Genomic DNA, 18,961 nt, shown 5'->3' with positions numbered 1-18,961 from the left:
TATTGTATCGGGTCATTATTAAAGGGTATAGTTTTAAGGCGGTATTTATATCGTATTAAATACAAGTACATGAATAAAAAACTAAATGAATTCCAAACAGCTACCTATGAATGGAGAAAGTTATGAAGGGTCCGTTTTATTATATACTGCCACTATTTATGGGTTGCGTCATGCTATCAGGTTGCAGCTCCAATACCGAAGATCCTATGCAGCAAACTATTTCTACTGACTCTGAACAGTGGCAAGACGAACTAGGTGATACCTTAAATCAACTTACCCAACCTGATAGAGAGCTTTTAAATCGGTATATGACTAGAATGCGCTCTAGTGAATCTTATGAAAAAGGCGCTATGACAAGAACAACGATCAAGCAGGCTATCGAACAACAGCGAGAATATGAAGACCTGCACCCCCAAAGCCCTACCGGACCTATAGATCAAAATCTAAATAGCACAGAACAAAATAACTTTTCATTCGCACTATTACCGAGTAAAGCGAGTGAAAATGACAGTCTAACCAATGTTAAACTTAGGTTTGTGTTAGCCAATCGTGGCGATGTAGCTATTAGCAGCTTTAAGGGTACTTTACTACTTAAAGACTCAACTTTTGATCAGCCAAAACCGGTAGTCATTCCTTTAACTCAATTTGATCCAGCTATAGCGCCAAATGGTACTGATTATATTGATGTGGATTTCACATTATCAGATCCTAAAATATCAAAAGCCATTAGCACTAATAAAGAGATTGAAGTAGATGTCTCTGATGGTCGAATGATTTTTGAAAATGGGGATGACATAGACTTTGAATAAGTTATAAGTATAAAAATATGATAAGGCGTCATATCAATCTATCGCAGTATTAGCTTATAACTAATTTAGTAAATAATCCCTATTTAATATTTACAGCTATTTAAACAATCAGATTTAGTATACGAAGCGTACAATATATGAAGCACTATCACTATGTGCGATCTAGGCATACTTATTCACGTTAATAACTTCTTTATTTATACGATATGAGCTTAGAATGCAATTAAAAAGATTAAAAGCTTTTCATGTGGTTGCCCAGTTAAAAAGCTTTAGTGAAGCTGCCTCTTTCACTCAATTGTCCCAGCCTACTTTGAGCCGTTTAATCAAACAACTTGAAGACAATATCGGTGTTCAACTTTTTGACAGATATCATCGGCCGCTACAACTTACTGCAGCTGGAGAATTTTTTTATAATAGAATTGATATTATACTTAAAGACATTGAAAGCACGATCACGCTAACACAGCGTTTAGCCCATCCGACTAATACATTGAATATAGGATTTGTGCCTTCGGTATTATATGGGTTGTTACCTGCTATTATTGCAAATTTAAAATCAAAACTGCCTGAACTAAACGTTCATTTAAAGGAAATCAGTTCTTTTAAACAGGTTGAGGCGCTAAAAGCAGGCGAGATTGATGTTGGGTTTGGACGTTTTGTTCATAATGACCCTGATATTAATCAACTGCTCCTTCGCCATGAACGTTACGTCGCAGCCCTACCCAAAGACCATGCGCTGATAGACGAAGACGACATACATTTAAATCAATTAAAAAATGAACAAGTTATTCTTTATCATCAGACACTTTTGCCTTTTGACACTATTTCGCAAACAGATTCATTCGCGGATCAAGTACGTAATGATCCTTCAAAAACCTCTTCGATCAATAGTCATTCTGTTTCAATACAAATAAAACCCCAATCGTCAATTAGAGAGCCGTTATTAAACTTATTCGCAAAACAATCTGCCCTTCCCCATCGCAAAACATATGTGAGTGATATTCAAATTGCACTAAGTCTAGTTGCAGCAGGTGAAGGTGTAACGCTAGTACCAGATAGCCTTAAAACAGTTCGTTCCGAGCAAATTAGTTATCAAAAATTAGTTCATGAAGATGCAACCTCGCCTATTTACATTTGTACCTTAGAATCTCCCGTTCATCCAGCATTTAATGATTTGCTCACTGTCATTTATGATATATATGAGATACGTGGTATTACTTATCGCAATCATAAGACAAAATGAAATAAGACTGAGAAATTGAATAAGTATTATAAATAGTGTAACTAAATGTAAATATTCAATTCGTCATTAATTATTTATAACTTAAAAATGAATAATAGTTGCATGAAACTATGAAATTATGCATAACATTATTCAATACACAAATACCTTTAAATGATTTTAATATTGTTTTAATTTAAATTAAATAAACCTTTTATTTGTACCTTTTAATATTTACAAATTAGGCGTAATCTATAAACACAATTTAGTTCGCCACTCTATAAATTTATATTTTTAACAGGTGGTTAGATCCCTGTCTTTTATTCATCGTATAAGTTCTAAGGAAAGAATATGACTTCACATTCTGCTGGCAAGCGTTTTCGTGACGCTATCTCTGAACAAAAATCAAAAGATTTACCCCTGCAAATAGTGGGTACCATCAATGCATATACAGCAATGATGGCTAAAGAAGTTGGCCATAAAGCCATTTATCTCTCAGGTGCAGGCGTGGCTAATGCCTCATATGGTTTACCAGATTTAGGTATGACCAGTCTAGACAACGTGCTAGAAGATGCTAGCCGTATCACAAATGCCGTTGATACGCCTTTGTTAGTTGATATCGACACAGGTTGGGGCGGTGCATTTAATATCTCTCAAAGCATCAAGAAAATGGAAAAAGCAGGTGTGGCCGCCGTTCATATTGAGGATCAAGTGGCGCAAAAACGTTGTGGTCATCGTCCCAACAAAGAGATTGTCTCTACCGGTGAAATGGTAGATCGCTTAAAAGCCGCTTTAGATGCTAAGGTTGATCCTGACTTTGTAGTTATGGCGCGTACCGATGCGCTTTCAGTGGAAGGATTAGAGGCGGCTGTTGAACGTGCAGTTGCTTTTGAAGAGGCTGGCGCAGATATGATTTTCGCTGAAGCGCTTACCGATATTGAGATGTATCGCAAGTTTACCGATGTGCTAAACATTCCTGTATTGGCCAATATGACAGAATTCGGCCAAACCGATTTATACACCACTGAGCAGTTATATAGTGTAGGTGTTGATATGGTTTTATATCCGTTATCTGCATTTAGAGCGATGAACAAAGCTGCGCTTAATGTATATCAGCATCTGTTAGATGATGGCACTCAAGAAGAAGTAGTCGATACGATGCAGACGCGTATGGAATTGTACGATTTCTTAAATTATCATGAATTTGAGCAAACATTAGATAAGCTTTTTGCCAATAAATAAGATCTAATAACTAATTAAGATCTAATTATTAATAAAGTTAAATGAGCTCATGTAAGCAGCGTAATTTTTAAATTTTAATATAATGTCTCTTATATAGTAGATTAAACAATGAATTTTATTAAAAAAAATATCTTCATAACGGCGACTATAGTTGCTATGGCATCATTATCAGCTTGCGACAAGACCAATTCAGAAAGTGAAGAGGTAGTGGTTGATGCAGAAGTAGAAAATGAGGAAGTATCAGAACAGACAATAGGTGTGCCAGGTGAACTGGCTGCGCAATCTCAATATATGCCAGTATCTTTAATAACGAGTCAATATAGTGTAATGGGTGCCATCGGCGCCTTAAATAGTATGGTCGAATTAAATGATGAACAAAAATCATGCCTAAATAATATCGATAATAAATTTGCAGCTGAAGAGTTAGAAGTATATTTCAAGAATAATTATACCGATGACGAATTGAGTACTATTAATGATTTTTATACTTCGGACTATGGTCAGAAAGTTTCGAACTACCAAAGTAAACAGATGTTGCAAGCATTTGGTGGTGAAGCCCCCGATCCGTCAGAGGCGCCAACCGAAGAAGAGGTTATGAAGGCTGCGCAAATGTCACAAGATCCTGCTATGATCAAATACACTCAATCGTCTTTACAACAAGGCGAAGGTAGCCTTCAAAATCTAATTCAACCATTATTACTTGTAAAAATAGATGAGTGTGGCATAACTGATAGTCTAAGAAATAACGGCAGTTAAAATTATTAGTTAAAATAAAGTCACATCTGGATAGTTGTATTAAATCTAATCTATTTGCTAAACACTAAACACTAAACACTAAACACTAAACATTAAACACTAAACTCAATTTTAATTAAGGATAAAATAATGGCAGCAGGCAAAAAACTTTCAGGCGCAGGACTACGCGGACAAGTTGCAGGACAAACCGCGCTATCAACCGTAGGTAAGTCAGGTTCTGGCTTAACTTATCGTGGCTATGACGTTAAAGATTTAGCGGAAAACTGCATTTTTGAAGAAGTCGCCTATTTATTATTATACGGTGAGCTACCGACCCAGTCTCAACTAGACGACTACAAAGCAGAATTAAAGCAACTGCGCGACTTACCGCAATCGTTAAAAGAAGTTCTAGAGCGCATTCCAAAAGACGCGCACCCAATGGACGTTCTACGTACCGGTTGTTCTATGCTCGGTAATCTAGAACCAGAAGACAGTTTTGAGCAGCAGCTTGATAAAACCAATCGTATGCTGGCAGCGTTCCCAAGTATCATCAACTACTGGTATCGCTATAGTCATGACGGTGTGCAAATTGATTGCAAAACTGATGCAGATACCATTGGCGGACACTTTTTGCAAACGCTCAAAGATGAAAAACCAAGCGAACTGCACGAACGTGTGATGAATGTGTCGTTAATTTTGTATGCCGAGCACGAGTTTAATGCATCAACTTTCACTGCACGTGTGTGTGCCTCTACCCTATCAGACCTGTTCTCATGTATCACTGGTGCAATCGGTACGCTACGTGGACCGCTACATGGTGGTGCAAATGAAGCAGCAATGGAGCTTATTGAAAGTTTTGATTCACCAGACGATGCTGAAGCAGGCTTAATGGGTATGCTTGAGCGCAAAGATAAAATCATGGGCTTTGGTCATGCTATTTATAGTGAATCTGACCCTCGTAACGTTATTATTAAAGAATGGGCAGAAAAGCTTTCTAAAGATGTAGGCGACGATGTCCTTTATCCGGTATCTGTGCGCTGTGAAGAAGTGATGTGGCGTGAGAAGAAGTTATTCTGTAACGCAGATTTTTTCCATGCTTCAACCTATAACTTCATGGGTATTCCAACCAAGCTATTTACGCCTATCTTTGTTTGTTCACGATTAACAGGTTGGGCAGCGCACGTATTTGAGCAGCGTTCTAACAACCGTATTATTCGTCCAAGCGCCGAGTATATTGGTGAAGAGCCTAGAGAAGTGCCCCCTATTATTGAGCGTGGTTAATACATAGAGTACTTAATAAAAGTGGATCATCAACCTGAACATCTCAATAGTCGAACTTCTAAAGATTCTTCATCAGATTCTAAAGAAGTTCGCAATCAACAGACTCATGAAGATCAGCCTGAACAAGAAAGCTGTTGTAGACAGTTATTAGGTGAACTGATTGAGGGTTTATTATCTGAAGCTCTATTGCTAATACCTTTAGGAGTTTTAGGTATTTTAGGATGGTTATTTATCTCAATAGGTATGTTTTGGTTGATCGCCCCTCTTATCATTGTAGTTATATTTTTATTTCGTAAACTTTACAAATAATCAGAATCACACCGTTTATATCTTATTAAAATTTCAACAATTTTATAAGTTTAAGTTTTTAAGTTTTAGTATTCAAAATGAATTTTTTAGAATTCAAGGATAGCCCATAATGCCAACCCAAAATACAGACAAGCCCATATTAACTCATAAGCATCCGCAGCCTATGAATCAGGATTATAAAAAACCGCTTCCTCTTCCAAATGGGGACGAGAGTGGTTTATATTATTTTGATGTAGAGCAAGCCGTAAACGAGATTGAACCTAATGCTTATGCTAAATTACCCTTTAGCTCAAAAGTACTTTGTGAAAATTTAGTACGACGTTGTCCTCCAGAAGATCTTACCGAAGCATTATCTCAGCATATTTACCGCAAACAAGAAATTGACTTTCCTTGGTACCCTGCCCGAGTTGTGTGTCATGATATTTTAGGTCAGACCGCATTTGTTGATTTGGCAGGGCTTCGTGATGCAATTGCTGAAGAAGGCGGCGATCCTTCTAAAATCAATCCTATAGTACCTACCCAGCTAATTGTTGATCACTCTTTAGCAGTTGAACACCCAGGCTATGAAGAAAACGCTTTTGAAAAAAACCGTGAAGTTGAAGAGCGCCGTAATGAAGATCGCTTTCATTTTATCAATTGGTGTGAATACGCCTTTGACAATGTAAACGTTGTCCCGCCCGGTAACGGCATCATGCATCAAATTAATCTTGAAAAAATGTCGCCTGTTGTTCAAGTCATTAAAGATCAACAAGGTGATGTTGTTGCTTATCCCGATACTCTAGTTGGGACAGATAGTCACACGCCAATGGTAGATGCATTAGGTGTTATCTCTATTGGTGTTGGCGGTTTAGAAGCCGAAAGTGTCATGCTAGGAAATCCCTCTTATATGCGTCTGCCAAATATTGTAGGTTTACATATTACTGGTAAATTACAAAAAGGCGTCACTGGTACCGATTTAGTATTGGCGATGACCGAGTTTTTGCGAGAAGAAGGCGTGGTATCTGCCTATGTGGAGTGCTTTGGTGAGGGTGCAAGAAGCTTATCAGTCGGTGATAGAGCGTCGATTTCTAATATGACGCCAGAGTATGGTGCGACGGCAGTTATGTTCTCTATTGATGAGCAGACTATAGACTACTTACGGTTAACAGGTCGTACCGAACAGCAAATCAAGGTTGTTGAAGCGTATGCTAAACAAACAGGGCTTTGGGCTGATGGTATGAAAGACGCCGAATACGAGCGCGTGCTGCATTTTGATCTGTCTACTGTTGTTCGTAATATTGCTGGACCTTCAAAGCCTCATGCACGAGTGTCTACAACTGATTTAGTGGATGTGGGCATTGCTCAAGAAGACTTTGATCCTACAGTACCTGAAGATGGTCTCATGCCCGATGGCGCTGTTATTATCGCCGCTATTACCAGTTGTACCAATACCTCCAATCCTCGTAATATGATTGCAGCAGGTATTGTGGCTCGCAATGCCGTTCAAAAAGGACTGGTGCGTAAACCTTGGGTAAAAACCTCTTTAGCACCGGGTTCCAAAGCAGTTAAACTGTATTTAGAAGAAGCTGATCTACTTCCTGATCTACAAAAGTTAGGTTTTGACGTTGTGGCATATGCCTGTACGACTTGTAATGGTATGAGTGGCGCTTTAGAACCTGAGATTCAAGAAGAGATCATTGAACGTGACTTATTCTCTACAGCGGTACTATCTGGCAACCGTAACTTCGATGGACGTATCCATCCTTATGCCAAACAAGCTTTCTTAGCGTCACCGCCTCTAGTAGTGGCATACGCTATCGCCGGGTCAATACGTTTTGATATCGAAAAGGATGCATTAGGAAAAGATCTAAACGGTAATGATGTTTACTTAAAAGACATTTGGTTTGATGATGCCGAAGTAGATGCTATCGTTGAGTCCGCTGTTAAGCCTGAACAATATAGTAAAGTTTACATTCCTATGTTTGATGAAGGCAAAGTAGATGCAGAACGTCATGATGCCATTACTGACCCTCAATATAACTGGCGTAAACTTAGTACATATATTCGTCGCCCTCCATATTGGGAAGGAGCAATGGCTGAAGCGAATAAGCTTAAAGGTATGCGTCCCTTAGCAGTATTGGGCGATAACATTACCACCGATCATATGTCCCCCTCTAACGCCATCTTGCCTGACAGTGCCGCTGGTGAATATTTAGATACGATGGGATTACCCGCAGAAGATTATAACTCTTACGCGACGCACCGTGGTGACCATTTAACCGCGCAACGTGCAACTTTTGCTAACCCAAAGTTATTGAATGAAATGGTACTGGACGAAAATGGTGAAGTCATCCAAGGGTCACTAGCACGTGTTGAGCCAGAAGGCGAAGTTATGCGTATGTGGGAAGCCATTGAAACCTATATGCAGCGTAAACAGCCACTGATCATTATCGCTGGTGATGGGTATGGTCAAGGTTCAAGCCGAGATTGGGCTGCCAAAGGGGTTCGTTTGGCTGGCGTTGAATGTGTCGTGGCAGAAGATTTTGAACGTATCCATCGTCAAAACTTAGTCGGCATGGGTGCCCTACCTGTCCAGTTCGAAGAAGGTACTACACGTAAAACTTTGAACATCGATGGTTCTGAAATGTTCGATATTGAAGGCGAAGTTTCTGCGGGTGGCGAGATGATTCTAGTGATTCATCGCACTGATGGAACGATAGATCGAACGCCGGTTATCTGCCGTTTAGATACTGCAGATGAAGTTAAGATGTATAAATCTGGCGGTATGCTACAACGTTTCGCTAAAGAGTTCTTAGCTGGCGAAGTGGCCTAGAATATCTTAGAAGATATAGATACTAAGAATATTAGAGATAACAGACCCTAGTATAATTTATGAGTTTACTAAAGCATAAACCTGGTGTTTATGCTTTTTTTAAACGGTTTCATTCTTAAAATTTGGTCATACTTAATGGCTTTTATTTTCCTGTGGGATATAAATAGCGCTGACTACTAATTTCTATAAATAGCGATGATAAACAGATCCTAGTTAAAATTATTGAACTGTGCCATAATATGTACCATATACTGTACATATTATTATCGATAGTTTTAAATTTTGTTTAACCATAAGGATAATTACGATGAAAGTCGTTACCTTTACAGAAGCTAGGCGTCATCTTAAAGACGTATTAGATTCCGTAGTAGAAGATGTAGATGCTACTATTGTGACTCGGCGCGATGCCGAAGATGCGGTAGTATTATCTTTGGACCATTACAATAGCTTAATGGAAACGGTACATTTATTAAAGTCTCCAGCTAACGCAGCACACCTTGCTCAATCTATTGCCCAATATCAGTCAGGTGATGTTAAGCCCCAAGATTTGATAGAACAAAATTTGGATGCTGACGAAACGCGTGATGATGTCGCTTGTGATAATGGATAGCTTATATTTATGAATAGACAGCTGGCGTGGACAGATTTGGCTTGGAAAGACTATCTATATTGGCAAACTCAAGATAAAAAAACTTTAAAGCGCATAAACAAGTTGATTATTGAGTGCAAACGTACTCCTTTTGAAGGTATTGGAAAACCAGAAGCACTCAAAGAAAACTTGTCTGGATTTTGGTCACGCCGTATCGATGAGACACATCGATTGGTATACGCCGTTAATGATAACTATCTGACGATTATTGCTTGTCGGTATCATTATTAATTTTTATCACTAATAATTTCCATTTTTAATGACTACATAACACTCTTTTAGCTACTTAAATCAAATTAGACTCATACAATCGTATCTACAGATTAATAATTAAAGGATTAATCATGTCTCAAACTCATCATAATAATGCCCCCCAAAATAATAACCCACCCCAAATACCTGTTCCCGCTACTTATATGCGTGGTGGTACATCAAAAGGCGTGTTCTTTAAATTATCTGAATTACCAGAGCGTTGTCAGCAGCCAGGGGCAGCTCGAGATAATTTTCTTTTACGGGTTATCGGTAGCCCAGACCCTTATGGCAAACAAATTGATGGATTAGGTAACGGTTCCTCAAGTACTTCAAAGACGGTTATCCTTTCTAAATCAGACCGAGATGACCATGATGTGAACTACTTATTTGGTCAAGTTAATATCACAAAACCTATGCTTGATTGGAATGGTAACTGCGGCAATCTAACGGCGGCAGTTGGTGCTTGTGCTATAAATATGGGGTTGGTAGATGCTGATAAAGTGGCAGCCAGTGCCGAGTCAGGTATTTGTGAAGTGCGAATATGGCAACAAAACATCAGCAAGACTATCATTGCCCACGTTCCTGTCTATGTAGATGAAGCGGGTCAAGTTCAGGTACAAGAAACAGGTGACTTTGAGCTAGATGGGGTCACCTTCCCTGCTGCTGAAGTTAAAATTGAATTTATCGACCCTGTTGATGCCTCTAGTGAGATGTTCCCTACTGGTAATTTGGTAGATGATTTTGATGTCTCAGGCTGTGGTCTGGATAAAGATACGGTTCAAGCCACCTTTATTAATGCCGGTATTCCTACTATTTTTATGAAGGCCGAAGATCTGGGCTTTACTGGCACTGAGCTACAATCTGATGTCAATGGTAATCCAGAGCTACAGACTAAACTTGAGACCATCCGTGCCAAAGGTGGTGTGGCTATGGGGATTTTTGAGGATATTAGTGATGCTGAAAAAAGCCAGCATATTCCCAAAATTGCATGGGTAGCCCCAGCGCAAAGCTATACAGCTTCAAGCGGTAAAATGGTTAACGCTTCTGATGTTGATTTGGTAGTACGTGCGATGAGTATGGGTCAACTACACCATGCTATGATGGGTACTGCTGCTGTAGCGATTGCAGCGGCGGCAACCACACAAGGCACCTTGGTCAATCATGCAGCAGGCGGTGGTAGCTTATCAGAAGTTCGGTTTGGACATCCGTCTGGGACGTTACTTGTGGGTGGTAAAACAGAGCAAGTCAATGGTCGCTGGCAGGCTAAAAAGGTGTCAATGAGCCGTTCTGCTCGCCGTATTATGGTCGGTCAGGTGTTTGTACCAAGTGATAGTTTTTAATCTTATTTGCATTTAGTGTTTTAAGCGCATTGAAATTATTTTTTTAGTTGGCCAGATACTATATTATTAGCCCAAGTCAATATTGATTTGGGCTTTGGCTTTTGTGCGAGGGACGAGCACTGAGTGGAGTCTATAAAAATAGACTACCTATGTTAGGCATATTTCTCCCCTATTAAATAAGCTGATGCTAAGTCTATCTTTTATTTTTTTTATTTTGCTACTATACATGCGTTATACACTTGGGTTCTATGGAATATGGGCTATCAAGGTTAAAATAGAATGGTTAAACGTTAGTAATATCTATAAGTATCGAAATCAATTAAATAACGCTAATCTCAACTTAAAATTCAGACTTTTATATATTCAGTTTATTGATGGTTTTTATTTAACGATTAAGACATCACTGATACGTGTCGTATAGCACGGGCTCAAAAAATTGCGGTTCATCTGCCACAATTGCTTATCTTTAATACCTTCACTGGCCACAAATAAGGTCGCTTGCTGATTACGATCGTGTCTAAACTTGCTATTTAGCTCATCCATCACTGCCATCAAAGCCGTCTGCCTTTGTTCATCATCATACGTTTTGGTGTTTTCAGTATTTGCACCTGAAGCGTTTGCGTTTGCATCGTTGATAGCGGATTGATCGAATAGGTTTGGCTGTATTTCATCATGTTGGCAAATATCAGATAACATCACTCCTGCTTTGGCGTATCTGACGCCCTCTTTATATATTTTATGTAGCACTTCTCGTGCGGCACTGACCATGATTCTACTGTCTGCCGTTGGCGCGCAAAATTGATATTGCCCCGATATAGGTGTGTACTTTTCTCGCTCACTAAAGGCGCTATTTTTAGCAAACACTATTAAGGTGGCGCAGACACTGTGCTGTTTGCGCAGCTTACTTGCTGCTGCTGAGGCATGACTACATATCGCCTGTTCTAAATCTTGCTGGCAGGTGATTCGTTTAGAAAATGAGCGAGAGGATACAATCTGCTTTTTGGGTTCTGCTTGCTCGATGCCTAGACAAGATTGTCCGTTAAGCTCTAAGCACGTGCGTTCGAGCACCACACCGAAATGCTGACGAATTTTGGCCGGCTCGCATATCGCCAGTTGATACACAGTTTCAATACCTAGCGCATTAAGCCTACGTACATAACGGCGGCCTACACCCCAGACCTCTTTAACATCTGTAATTTGCATCAGCCTGCGTATCCAGCGTGGGTTTGTTAGGATGCAAACACCTTTTGTCGCAGGGAACTTTTTGGCGGCATGATTGGCAAGCTTGGCTAAGGTTTTTGTTTGACCAACGCCCACACCGACGGCAATACCTGTGTATTGCTCAACGATGTTTTTAAGCTTTGTGGCATAGGCGTCAAGATCTTGCATCGCAACCGGATAGTCGCCAAGATACAAAAAAGCCTCATCAATTGAATATACTTCTACAGTAGGACATAAGGATTCTAAAGTACTCATTACCCGATGTGACATGTCTGCGTATAGCGCATAATTTGAGCTAAATACGGTCACATTATGCTGCTTGCAAAAGTCTTTCACTTTGAAATACGGCACGCCCATTTTTATACCTAGCGCTTTTGCTTCAGAGGATCGGGCGACTACACAGCCATCATTGTTTGATAACACCACGACTGGCTTATATTTTAAGTCAGGTCTAAATAGCTTTTCACAAGAAGCGTAAAAACTGTTGCAGTCAATAAGGGCATACATGGGAATGTCCCAGTAGGTGGCGTTAGGGTAAATTTATTAAAGCTGTGCTTAAAGGGAATAAACTTAAGGTAACAGACTAAAGCAGGTTTATCATAGTGAATAAAATGAATTAACGACGACGGTTGTCGCATAGAGTGCTTATCGGGCTGAGTATTCTTAAATGCGCCACGACATTTATGTCTATATATTTATGCCTATAAATCTAAGGTTTAAAAATCAGGTCGGCGATTCTGACCGCGGCCGCGTTTAATTTCACGAATGATGTTTTTTACCACTCCGAAAACTTCAAAATCTATATCATCATCTAAAATAATATCATCGTAGTCATGGTTATAAGCGACGAGCTTGGGGGTAGGTTCAAGGCACAGCTCTTTGACTGTAAACTCCCCATTAACTGCACACACAATAATATCGCAGTGCTGAGCCTCTAAGCTGCGATCGACTACCAACAAATCTTCAGGATGTATGCCTGCATCAATCATTGATAACCCCCCTGCTCTCACTAAAAAGGTGGCATTGGGATGGCTAATGCATAATTCATTTAAATCAATACTGGCTTCCACGTATCCTGCAGCTGGTGAGGGAAACCCCGCAGGAACCTTCTCAATAAAGAATGGTAGGGGTGTATAGCTTTGAGGATTTAACTTACCAAGTACTTTAGTTTTCATAATTTATTTTAATCGTTTGTTTTCATAGTTTAATTGCATAGTTTGATTACACAGTTTGATTGCACAGTTCGTTTTATAATTGACCTTATAGGGTCACATCATAATCTAACACCAAGAGTAATAAAAGAAATCTAGATGACCAAAGGTATCACTTTAAGAAAATCATAAGTATGAATGAGTGTTAGCGTGCTAAAAGCTCTGCAAAAACCTCATCTGGCATCATACTGCCGCCAGTTGCCCAAACGATATGTACGGCATTATCAACATGAGAGAAGTAGTTAACCCCAGCAAGACCAGCACAGGCTGAAGGTTCGAGTTTTAAATGTTCGGTGTCATAAATAGTTTGCATGTCATCAAGTAGCGTGTCGTCTTTTACAGTATAAAGGGCATCTAAAGAGCGCTGCATTGCCTGTCCTACAAAGCCCGATGCTCTGCCGACAGCTAGACCGTCAGCGAGCGTTTTATTATTAAGTCCGATATCTTCTACACTAATGCCATTGTGCAAGCCGGTATAAATCCCTAACAACATACAAGGCGATTGTACAGGTTCGGCAAAAACACAGTGAACATGATCTCCAAAAGCCAGTTTTAGTCCAAAAGCAACACCACCTGGACCACCGCCGACACCGCAAGGTAAATAGACATACAGTGGTCTATCAGCATCTATCGTGATATCCATATGACTCAATTGATGCTTTAGACGCGCACCCGCTACTGCGTATCCTAAAAATAAGTGACGTGAATTTTCATCATCAACAAAATAGCCGTAAGGATTCTGCTCTGCTTGACGACGACCATTGGCAACCGCTTCGACATAGTCTCCTTCATATTCAAACACTTGAACACCATGATGTCTTAGTTTGTCTTTTTTCCATTGTTTCGCGTCTGCCGACATATGCACTTGCGCATTAAACCCCAATTTCGCAGAAATAATACCGATAGATAGTCCCAAATTACCTGTAGAACCTACCGAAATCGAGTATTGTGAAAAGAAAGTTCTGAATTTATCGGAGTCAAGCTTGCTATAGTTATCTGTACGGTTTAATAAACCATGATCTAAAGCAAGTCTTTCCGCATATTGTAATACTTCATAAATACCACCTCGCGCTTTAATAGATCCTGATATTGGCAACTCATTATCAGCTTTGATATAAAGAGTACCTTTATCTAAATCTAAGCCCAATCGGTGTTGTAGATGCGACGTTTGATATAGGTTACTCTCGATAATACCGTTATTTGGAGAGGTTTCTGGAAACGCTTTTTGTATATAAGGGGCAAATCGCTCTAGCCTAGCATGTGTAGCATCCACATCTTCTTGAGTTAATCCAACATCTTCAATGGCTTCCTTAAAAGTTGTTAGCTTAGGATTGTGCCAACATACAGGTATCAAATCGCGCAACTTATTTAGCAGCTCATTATTTTTATCTTTATAATGACTCAATATGATATGTGACACTTTATCCCCTTATAAGCTGTCATTGGACTGGCTAGTAAAATTGACATTAAAAATCAGCTATTAAATTGAGCTATTCAAAACTAGCTATGAAACCAAACTTAATAACACATTTCATATCTATACTATTTATATCTATACTATAAAATGCGTTAGAGCAAAAATATATAACCCAAAGGTGTTTAAGTTTATAATGACCTATTATACAGTTTAAAAACATACCGCTTATAATTAAGACTTAAAAATAACCCTAATAATAAACCTGAATTCTAAACAGACCTTACTAAGATTTAAACCATGGCAATAAGTTATTCAATCAAAAAATTCGATGAATTAAGTGCTGTTGATTTGTACTACATTCTTCAAGCACGCTCACAAGTATTTGTGGTAGAACAAAAATGCGTGTATCAAGATATTGATGATATTGATTTTGACTGTTTGCATATGGTTGCGCATAAGGATCAATCCTTAATCGGATACTGCCGTATTATCCTACCTAATACACCTATGCCATCATCGCCTAGAACTGCAACCGACTACGCTACAGATCATAAGTTTGTCAGTAATGAGGATGATACTATAGAGGATGATAGCATCCAGTATGACAACCAATATAATGATCAGTATGGTAACCAGTATGACGATAGCACCGAGGTTATGCATTCTTATCAACGACAAACACCGCATAAAAATATTGAGGGAGATTGCCGCATAGGCCGTTTGCTTGTAGTAGCAGAACATCGCGATACGGGGCTTGCACGTCAAATGATGACGCGTGCTATCAAGTATTGCCGCAGCAAATATAAAAAGAAGCCCATCAGTATCGCTGCACAAACGTATCTTGTCGAGTTCTATCAATCTTTGGGTTTTGAGCCTATATCAGGCGCATATTTAGAAGATGGCATTAAACATATCGATATGCGCTTAACCACACCAAAACGTAAGGCGATGTCACTACCGAAGATGGGTGAAGGCAGCGGATCTAACCTCATACTTAATATTTTGCTCTTAATCGTTGCTATTGGCTTAGTCGGAACGCTATATATCTTAATTTAATGGGTTGTTATTCAGCGCATATTCTCAGTGCATGTTAAATGCTACTATAAGGTTAAATAAGAGTAGGAAACGCCCCAAATGCTATCTAAACAAGATCAACTAACAGAATTGGTTCGTGAACTTGAGACTAATAATCATGTGTTTGCGACAGACCCGCTGCTGATTACAGAAAAAATGCAAGATGAACCAGGCACAGCTATCGAAAAACTTCATAGACGTGCTAAGCGTGTTGATAGTAACGGGGCGTTATCTAATATTCTGAGTAGAATAGATGGTCGCATCAAAGGCATTATATTGATCATGAGTATACTTTGGTGTATCTCGGGATTTTTAGGTTTGTTTGCTTTATTACAAACCAATGTGGTTAACTTTTTTTATGTGCTGGTCTGCTTGTTAGGTTTCCATACCATCATGTTAGTCGGATGGATAATACTGACAGTGATAAATCGTGGCAGCCAATCACCCAGTATTGTTACAAGCTTTATAAGTCCCAAAGCACTTATTCGAGGTAAAGATGACGCGACTCAAGCTGCTGTAGCGCTGTATGATAAACAGCTCCATCATACAGGTATGCGGTGGTACTTAAGCCGTTTTAGTCACCAATTATGGCTGGCCACATTGACTGGCATGTTAATGGCCATAATTTTTCTGCTTATTGTACGTCAATACAGCTTTAGCTGGGAATCAACGTTGTTGTCTAATGAAGCGCTCGTTGGATTAACTCGTGTACTGGGATGGTTACCGAGTATGGTCGGTTTTGCTGTACCTGATTCTGAAGCTATCGTCCAGAGCCGATTGGCGACCGAAACCATGCCATTATCGGTAGCTCGGCAATGGGCCAGTTTATTAATTGGCAGCTTACTTATGTACGGTATTGTTCCGAGAGCCATAGCTTGGGCGTTTTGCGCCGTAATGTTTAAACGTAAAAAAATGAAGCTCGATATCAATCGGCCGTATTACCAAAAGATATTAAGCTTTTGGCAACGCAAAGTGGTCGACGAAGATGATTTTGTTGAAAAGGTTCAACCCGTTGCACCAGTAGCTACAGTGACTAAGGGTAAAAAGCTCGTGGCCGTTTTAGAATATCCACCTTATGAGGAGGATTGGTATGTGGCTACTGGCAATGAATTTATTCAAGATAATATTGAGCTATTTGGTATATTAGATGATAGAGATGACATGGACCGCATGGTTGAGTATCTCGAAAACAATGATGTTCAGGTATTGCTAGGGGTTCATGCCAATGCCCTGCCCGACCGCGGCACGATGCGTAAGCTTGATAATATTGCTAAATTTGCAAAGCAAGGTTTAATTGTTCAATTGCTTGAAAGTAAAGATCATGCCTTAGATATTAAAAAGACAGACAACACTCAAGACGCTGTTCGTCATAATCAGTGGCAAACAGCTCTAGCTGAACGACATATCGGCCTAGTAAATTAGGGCTAATAGATTAGTGCTAGTTGATTAGAACAAGTCAATTAGAACGAGTTAATTAGGATTGGATGATCAATGAATAATAATAATAAGCTTAATAGTCATATGGACGCTAATAACGGTGGTAATCACGACGTCAATAACGATAATGACACTAGTAGTACTGCTAACAAGATAGAACAAAAACCTAAAGTAGGGCTATTTAGTGATAAAGCCTTTGAACCTTCATCATCTCAAGTTACTGATAGCGAACGCAGCCATTTAAACTCCAATAACGTGCATTCTGCTGATCAAACTACTAAGCTTAGCGCCCATAAACAAGGCGGTTTATCGCAGAGCGAAACCCATGTCAAGGCTGGGGCTATTGGTGATGCTAATCGAACTACAGCAGGTCAAGAGACATTACTTCAAAAAACAACAGTTGCTGGCGGCGAAGCATTAAAATTAGCCGTGGTAGGTCATACCAATACTGGTAAGACCTCAATACTCCGAACCCTACTGCGTGATATGTATTTTGGTGAAGTAAAAGATGAAGCAGCCACAACGCGTCATGTTGAACGTGCTGTGATAAGCGACAGTCAAACTGAAGAAGCATTAGTTGCTTTATTCGACACCCCCGGACTTGAAGATGCGTCAGGGCTCATGGACTGGCTCGAGGATAATACTGCCAGTCGCCGTGATGGTATTGAGCGTCTACAACAGTTTTTGGCAAGTGATATTGCCATAAGTAATGAACAACTTGGTACTGTCGTTGATTCATTTGATGACTATTCACAAGAAGCTAAAGTTATCCGTCAATTGCTGGCAAGTGATATGGCCATCTATGTGATTGACGCTCGAGAGCCTGTACTGGGTAAATATAAGGACGAATTAACCGTATTGTCGTGGTCGGCTATACCCGTGATGCCCGTATTTAACTTTACTGACAGTCAAGACGCCAATATCGATGAGTGGCAAACCATGCTGGCACGTCGCAATTTGCACATATCTACTCGGTTTGATTCGGTGGCGTTTGAGTTTGAAGATGAGATGACGCTATGGTCTAACTTAGCCACCATGCTCACGCATTCTGAAACTTTGGACAGACTTATCGAAAGACGCCGTGAAGACTGGCATCAATTGTATGAACAGGCCACCATAATCATTGCGCATTTTTTAATAGAAGTCAGTGCTTATGTGCGCGAAATAGATGATGAAGATGACCCATTACCTGTATTAAATGAGATGCAAGAAGCGGTGCGTCAGTCAGAGCGGGCAATGCAAAGTAAACTTATGAACCTATATAAGTTCTACGACAATACCTCAGTTGTGACACCACTTGAGCTCAATGAGTATCAGCAAGATCCCTTTGATCCAGAGCTGCTTAAAAGTTATGGGCTACGCACAACATCGGGCGCTGCGGCAGGTGCACTGCTAGGACTAGGCTTAGATGCTGCAGCGTTAGGTACTACGTTAGGTTTAGGTGCAGCTATCGGTGGTATCGCAGGTGGTATATTGTCAAATACCAGTAGTATTGCTGACAAACTTACGGGAGTAAAACGATTATATATTGACCCCGCAACCATTACCTTACTTGCAACACGCTCGTTAGACTTGCTAGCATCACTGCGTCACCGGGGTCACGCGGCCAAACCTGGTACCCCAATTACTGAGCTACAAGAAACTACCCTACCGCCATGGGATCCAAATAAGTTACCAAGTGAGCTTAAAAAAGCACGTGGTAAACCCCAATGGAGTAGTCTTGCAAGTGGTAAAAGTGAGCATGCGATAGAGTTAAGAGCGGATATGGCATGGTCATTATCGACTAAATTGAAAAAATCGCGTAAACAGCCAAAGGCTTAGCTCTAATGCCATTTCGCGCACTTAGACGCAACTTAATTTAACGTACCTTAATTTAACGTACCTTAATTTAACGTACCTTAATTAAACGTACCTTAGTTTCACGAACTTTAATAGATTTAGACTGAATTG

At 39.8% G+C, this 18,961-nt stretch carries 16 protein-coding genes; 13 read left to right on the top strand and 3 right to left on the bottom strand.

The annotated features are described in order from the left end of the window. Window positions 1-122: 122 nt before the first annotated feature. From AC2SLP_RS04660 to prpF, 10 genes are all read left to right on the top strand, one after another. Window positions 123-809, top strand: a complete 687-nt coding sequence (locus tag AC2SLP_RS04660) for a hypothetical protein (protein WP_486535472.1) — start codon at window positions 123-125, stop codon at window positions 807-809. A 217-nt stretch (window positions 810-1,026) separates the two neighbouring features. Further along, complete coding sequence (locus AC2SLP_RS04655; protein WP_486535471.1) at window positions 1,027-2,052, top strand: LysR family transcriptional regulator; 1,026 nt, start codon at window positions 1,027-1,029, stop codon at window positions 2,050-2,052. A gap of 330 nt (window positions 2,053-2,382) precedes the next feature. Next, complete coding sequence (gene prpB, locus AC2SLP_RS04650) at window positions 2,383-3,273, top strand: methylisocitrate lyase (protein WP_486535470.1); 891 nt, start codon at window positions 2,383-2,385, stop codon at window positions 3,271-3,273. A gap of 156 nt (window positions 3,274-3,429) precedes the next feature. Continuing rightward, entirely contained in the window at window positions 3,430-4,029 is a 600-nt protein-coding gene (locus AC2SLP_RS04645; protein ID WP_486535469.1) for a DUF2059 domain-containing protein, read from the top strand. A 129-nt stretch (window positions 4,030-4,158) separates the two neighbouring features. Beyond that, complete coding sequence (prpC, locus tag AC2SLP_RS04640; RefSeq protein WP_486535468.1) at window positions 4,159-5,289, top strand: bifunctional 2-methylcitrate synthase/citrate synthase; 1,131 nt, start codon at window positions 4,159-4,161, stop codon at window positions 5,287-5,289. Between the two features lie 21 nt (window positions 5,290-5,310). Further along, the gene (locus AC2SLP_RS04635; RefSeq protein WP_486535467.1) at window positions 5,311-5,598 is read left to right on the top strand and encodes a hypothetical protein; all 288 of its coding nucleotides are present in this window, start codon (window positions 5,311-5,313) and stop codon (window positions 5,596-5,598) included. 163 nt (window positions 5,599-5,761) lie between these two features. After that, window positions 5,762-8,410, top strand: a complete 2,649-nt coding sequence (acnD, locus tag AC2SLP_RS04630) for a Fe/S-dependent 2-methylisocitrate dehydratase AcnD (RefSeq protein ID WP_486535539.1) — start codon at window positions 5,762-5,764, stop codon at window positions 8,408-8,410. Between the two features lie 307 nt (window positions 8,411-8,717). Next, a complete protein-coding gene (locus AC2SLP_RS04625; protein ID WP_486535466.1) occupies window positions 8,718-9,020 on the top strand; it encodes a type II toxin-antitoxin system Phd/YefM family antitoxin in 303 nt (100 codons plus the stop codon). A 9-nt stretch (window positions 9,021-9,029) separates the two neighbouring features. Further along, window positions 9,030-9,290 (top strand): Txe/YoeB family addiction module toxin, encoded by a 261-nt coding sequence (locus AC2SLP_RS04620; protein WP_486535465.1) that lies wholly within the window; start codon window positions 9,030-9,032, stop codon window positions 9,288-9,290. A 113-nt stretch (window positions 9,291-9,403) separates the two neighbouring features. Beyond that, on the top strand, window positions 9,404-10,651 hold the full coding sequence (gene prpF / locus AC2SLP_RS04615; protein WP_486535464.1) for a 2-methylaconitate cis-trans isomerase PrpF: 1,248 nt from the start codon (window positions 9,404-9,406) through the stop codon (window positions 10,649-10,651). Window positions 10,652-11,032: 381 nt separating this feature from the next. Here the strand turns inward: prpF and umuC are convergent, their stop codons facing one another. The 3 genes from umuC to dsdA all read right to left on the bottom strand — a co-directional run bounded on the left by umuC (window position 11,033) and on the right by dsdA (window position 14,494). Beyond that, a complete protein-coding gene (gene umuC, locus AC2SLP_RS04610) occupies window positions 11,033-12,379 on the bottom strand; it encodes a translesion error-prone DNA polymerase V subunit UmuC (RefSeq protein WP_486535463.1) in 1,347 nt (448 codons plus the stop codon). Window positions 12,380-12,588: 209 nt separating this feature from the next. Next, window positions 12,589-13,047, bottom strand: coding sequence for a translesion error-prone DNA polymerase V autoproteolytic subunit (gene umuD / locus AC2SLP_RS04605; protein WP_486535462.1), 459 nt, complete (start codon window positions 13,045-13,047; stop codon window positions 12,589-12,591). A gap of 181 nt (window positions 13,048-13,228) precedes the next feature. Further along, window positions 13,229-14,494, bottom strand: a complete 1,266-nt coding sequence (dsdA, locus tag AC2SLP_RS04600) for a D-serine ammonia-lyase (protein WP_486535538.1) — start codon at window positions 14,492-14,494, stop codon at window positions 13,229-13,231. 303 nt (window positions 14,495-14,797) lie between these two features. Between dsdA and AC2SLP_RS04595 the strand changes: the two genes are divergently transcribed. From AC2SLP_RS04595 to AC2SLP_RS04585, 3 genes are all read left to right on the top strand, one after another. Beyond that, window positions 14,798-15,556 (top strand): GNAT family N-acetyltransferase, encoded by a 759-nt coding sequence (locus AC2SLP_RS04595; protein ID WP_486535461.1) that lies wholly within the window; start codon window positions 14,798-14,800, stop codon window positions 15,554-15,556. Between the two features lie 78 nt (window positions 15,557-15,634). After that, window positions 15,635-16,996, top strand: a complete 1,362-nt coding sequence (locus tag AC2SLP_RS04590; protein WP_486535460.1) for a DUF2868 domain-containing protein — start codon at window positions 15,635-15,637, stop codon at window positions 16,994-16,996. A gap of 69 nt (window positions 16,997-17,065) precedes the next feature. Then, complete coding sequence (locus AC2SLP_RS04585) at window positions 17,066-18,832, top strand: DUF3482 domain-containing protein (protein WP_486535459.1); 1,767 nt, start codon at window positions 17,066-17,068, stop codon at window positions 18,830-18,832. The last annotated feature ends 129 nt before the right edge of the window (window positions 18,833-18,961 follow it).

The sequence above is a fragment of the Psychrobacter sp. CX21 genome (genome assembly GCF_057396255.1).
This window is presented reverse-complemented; position numbering and strand designations above follow the sequence as displayed.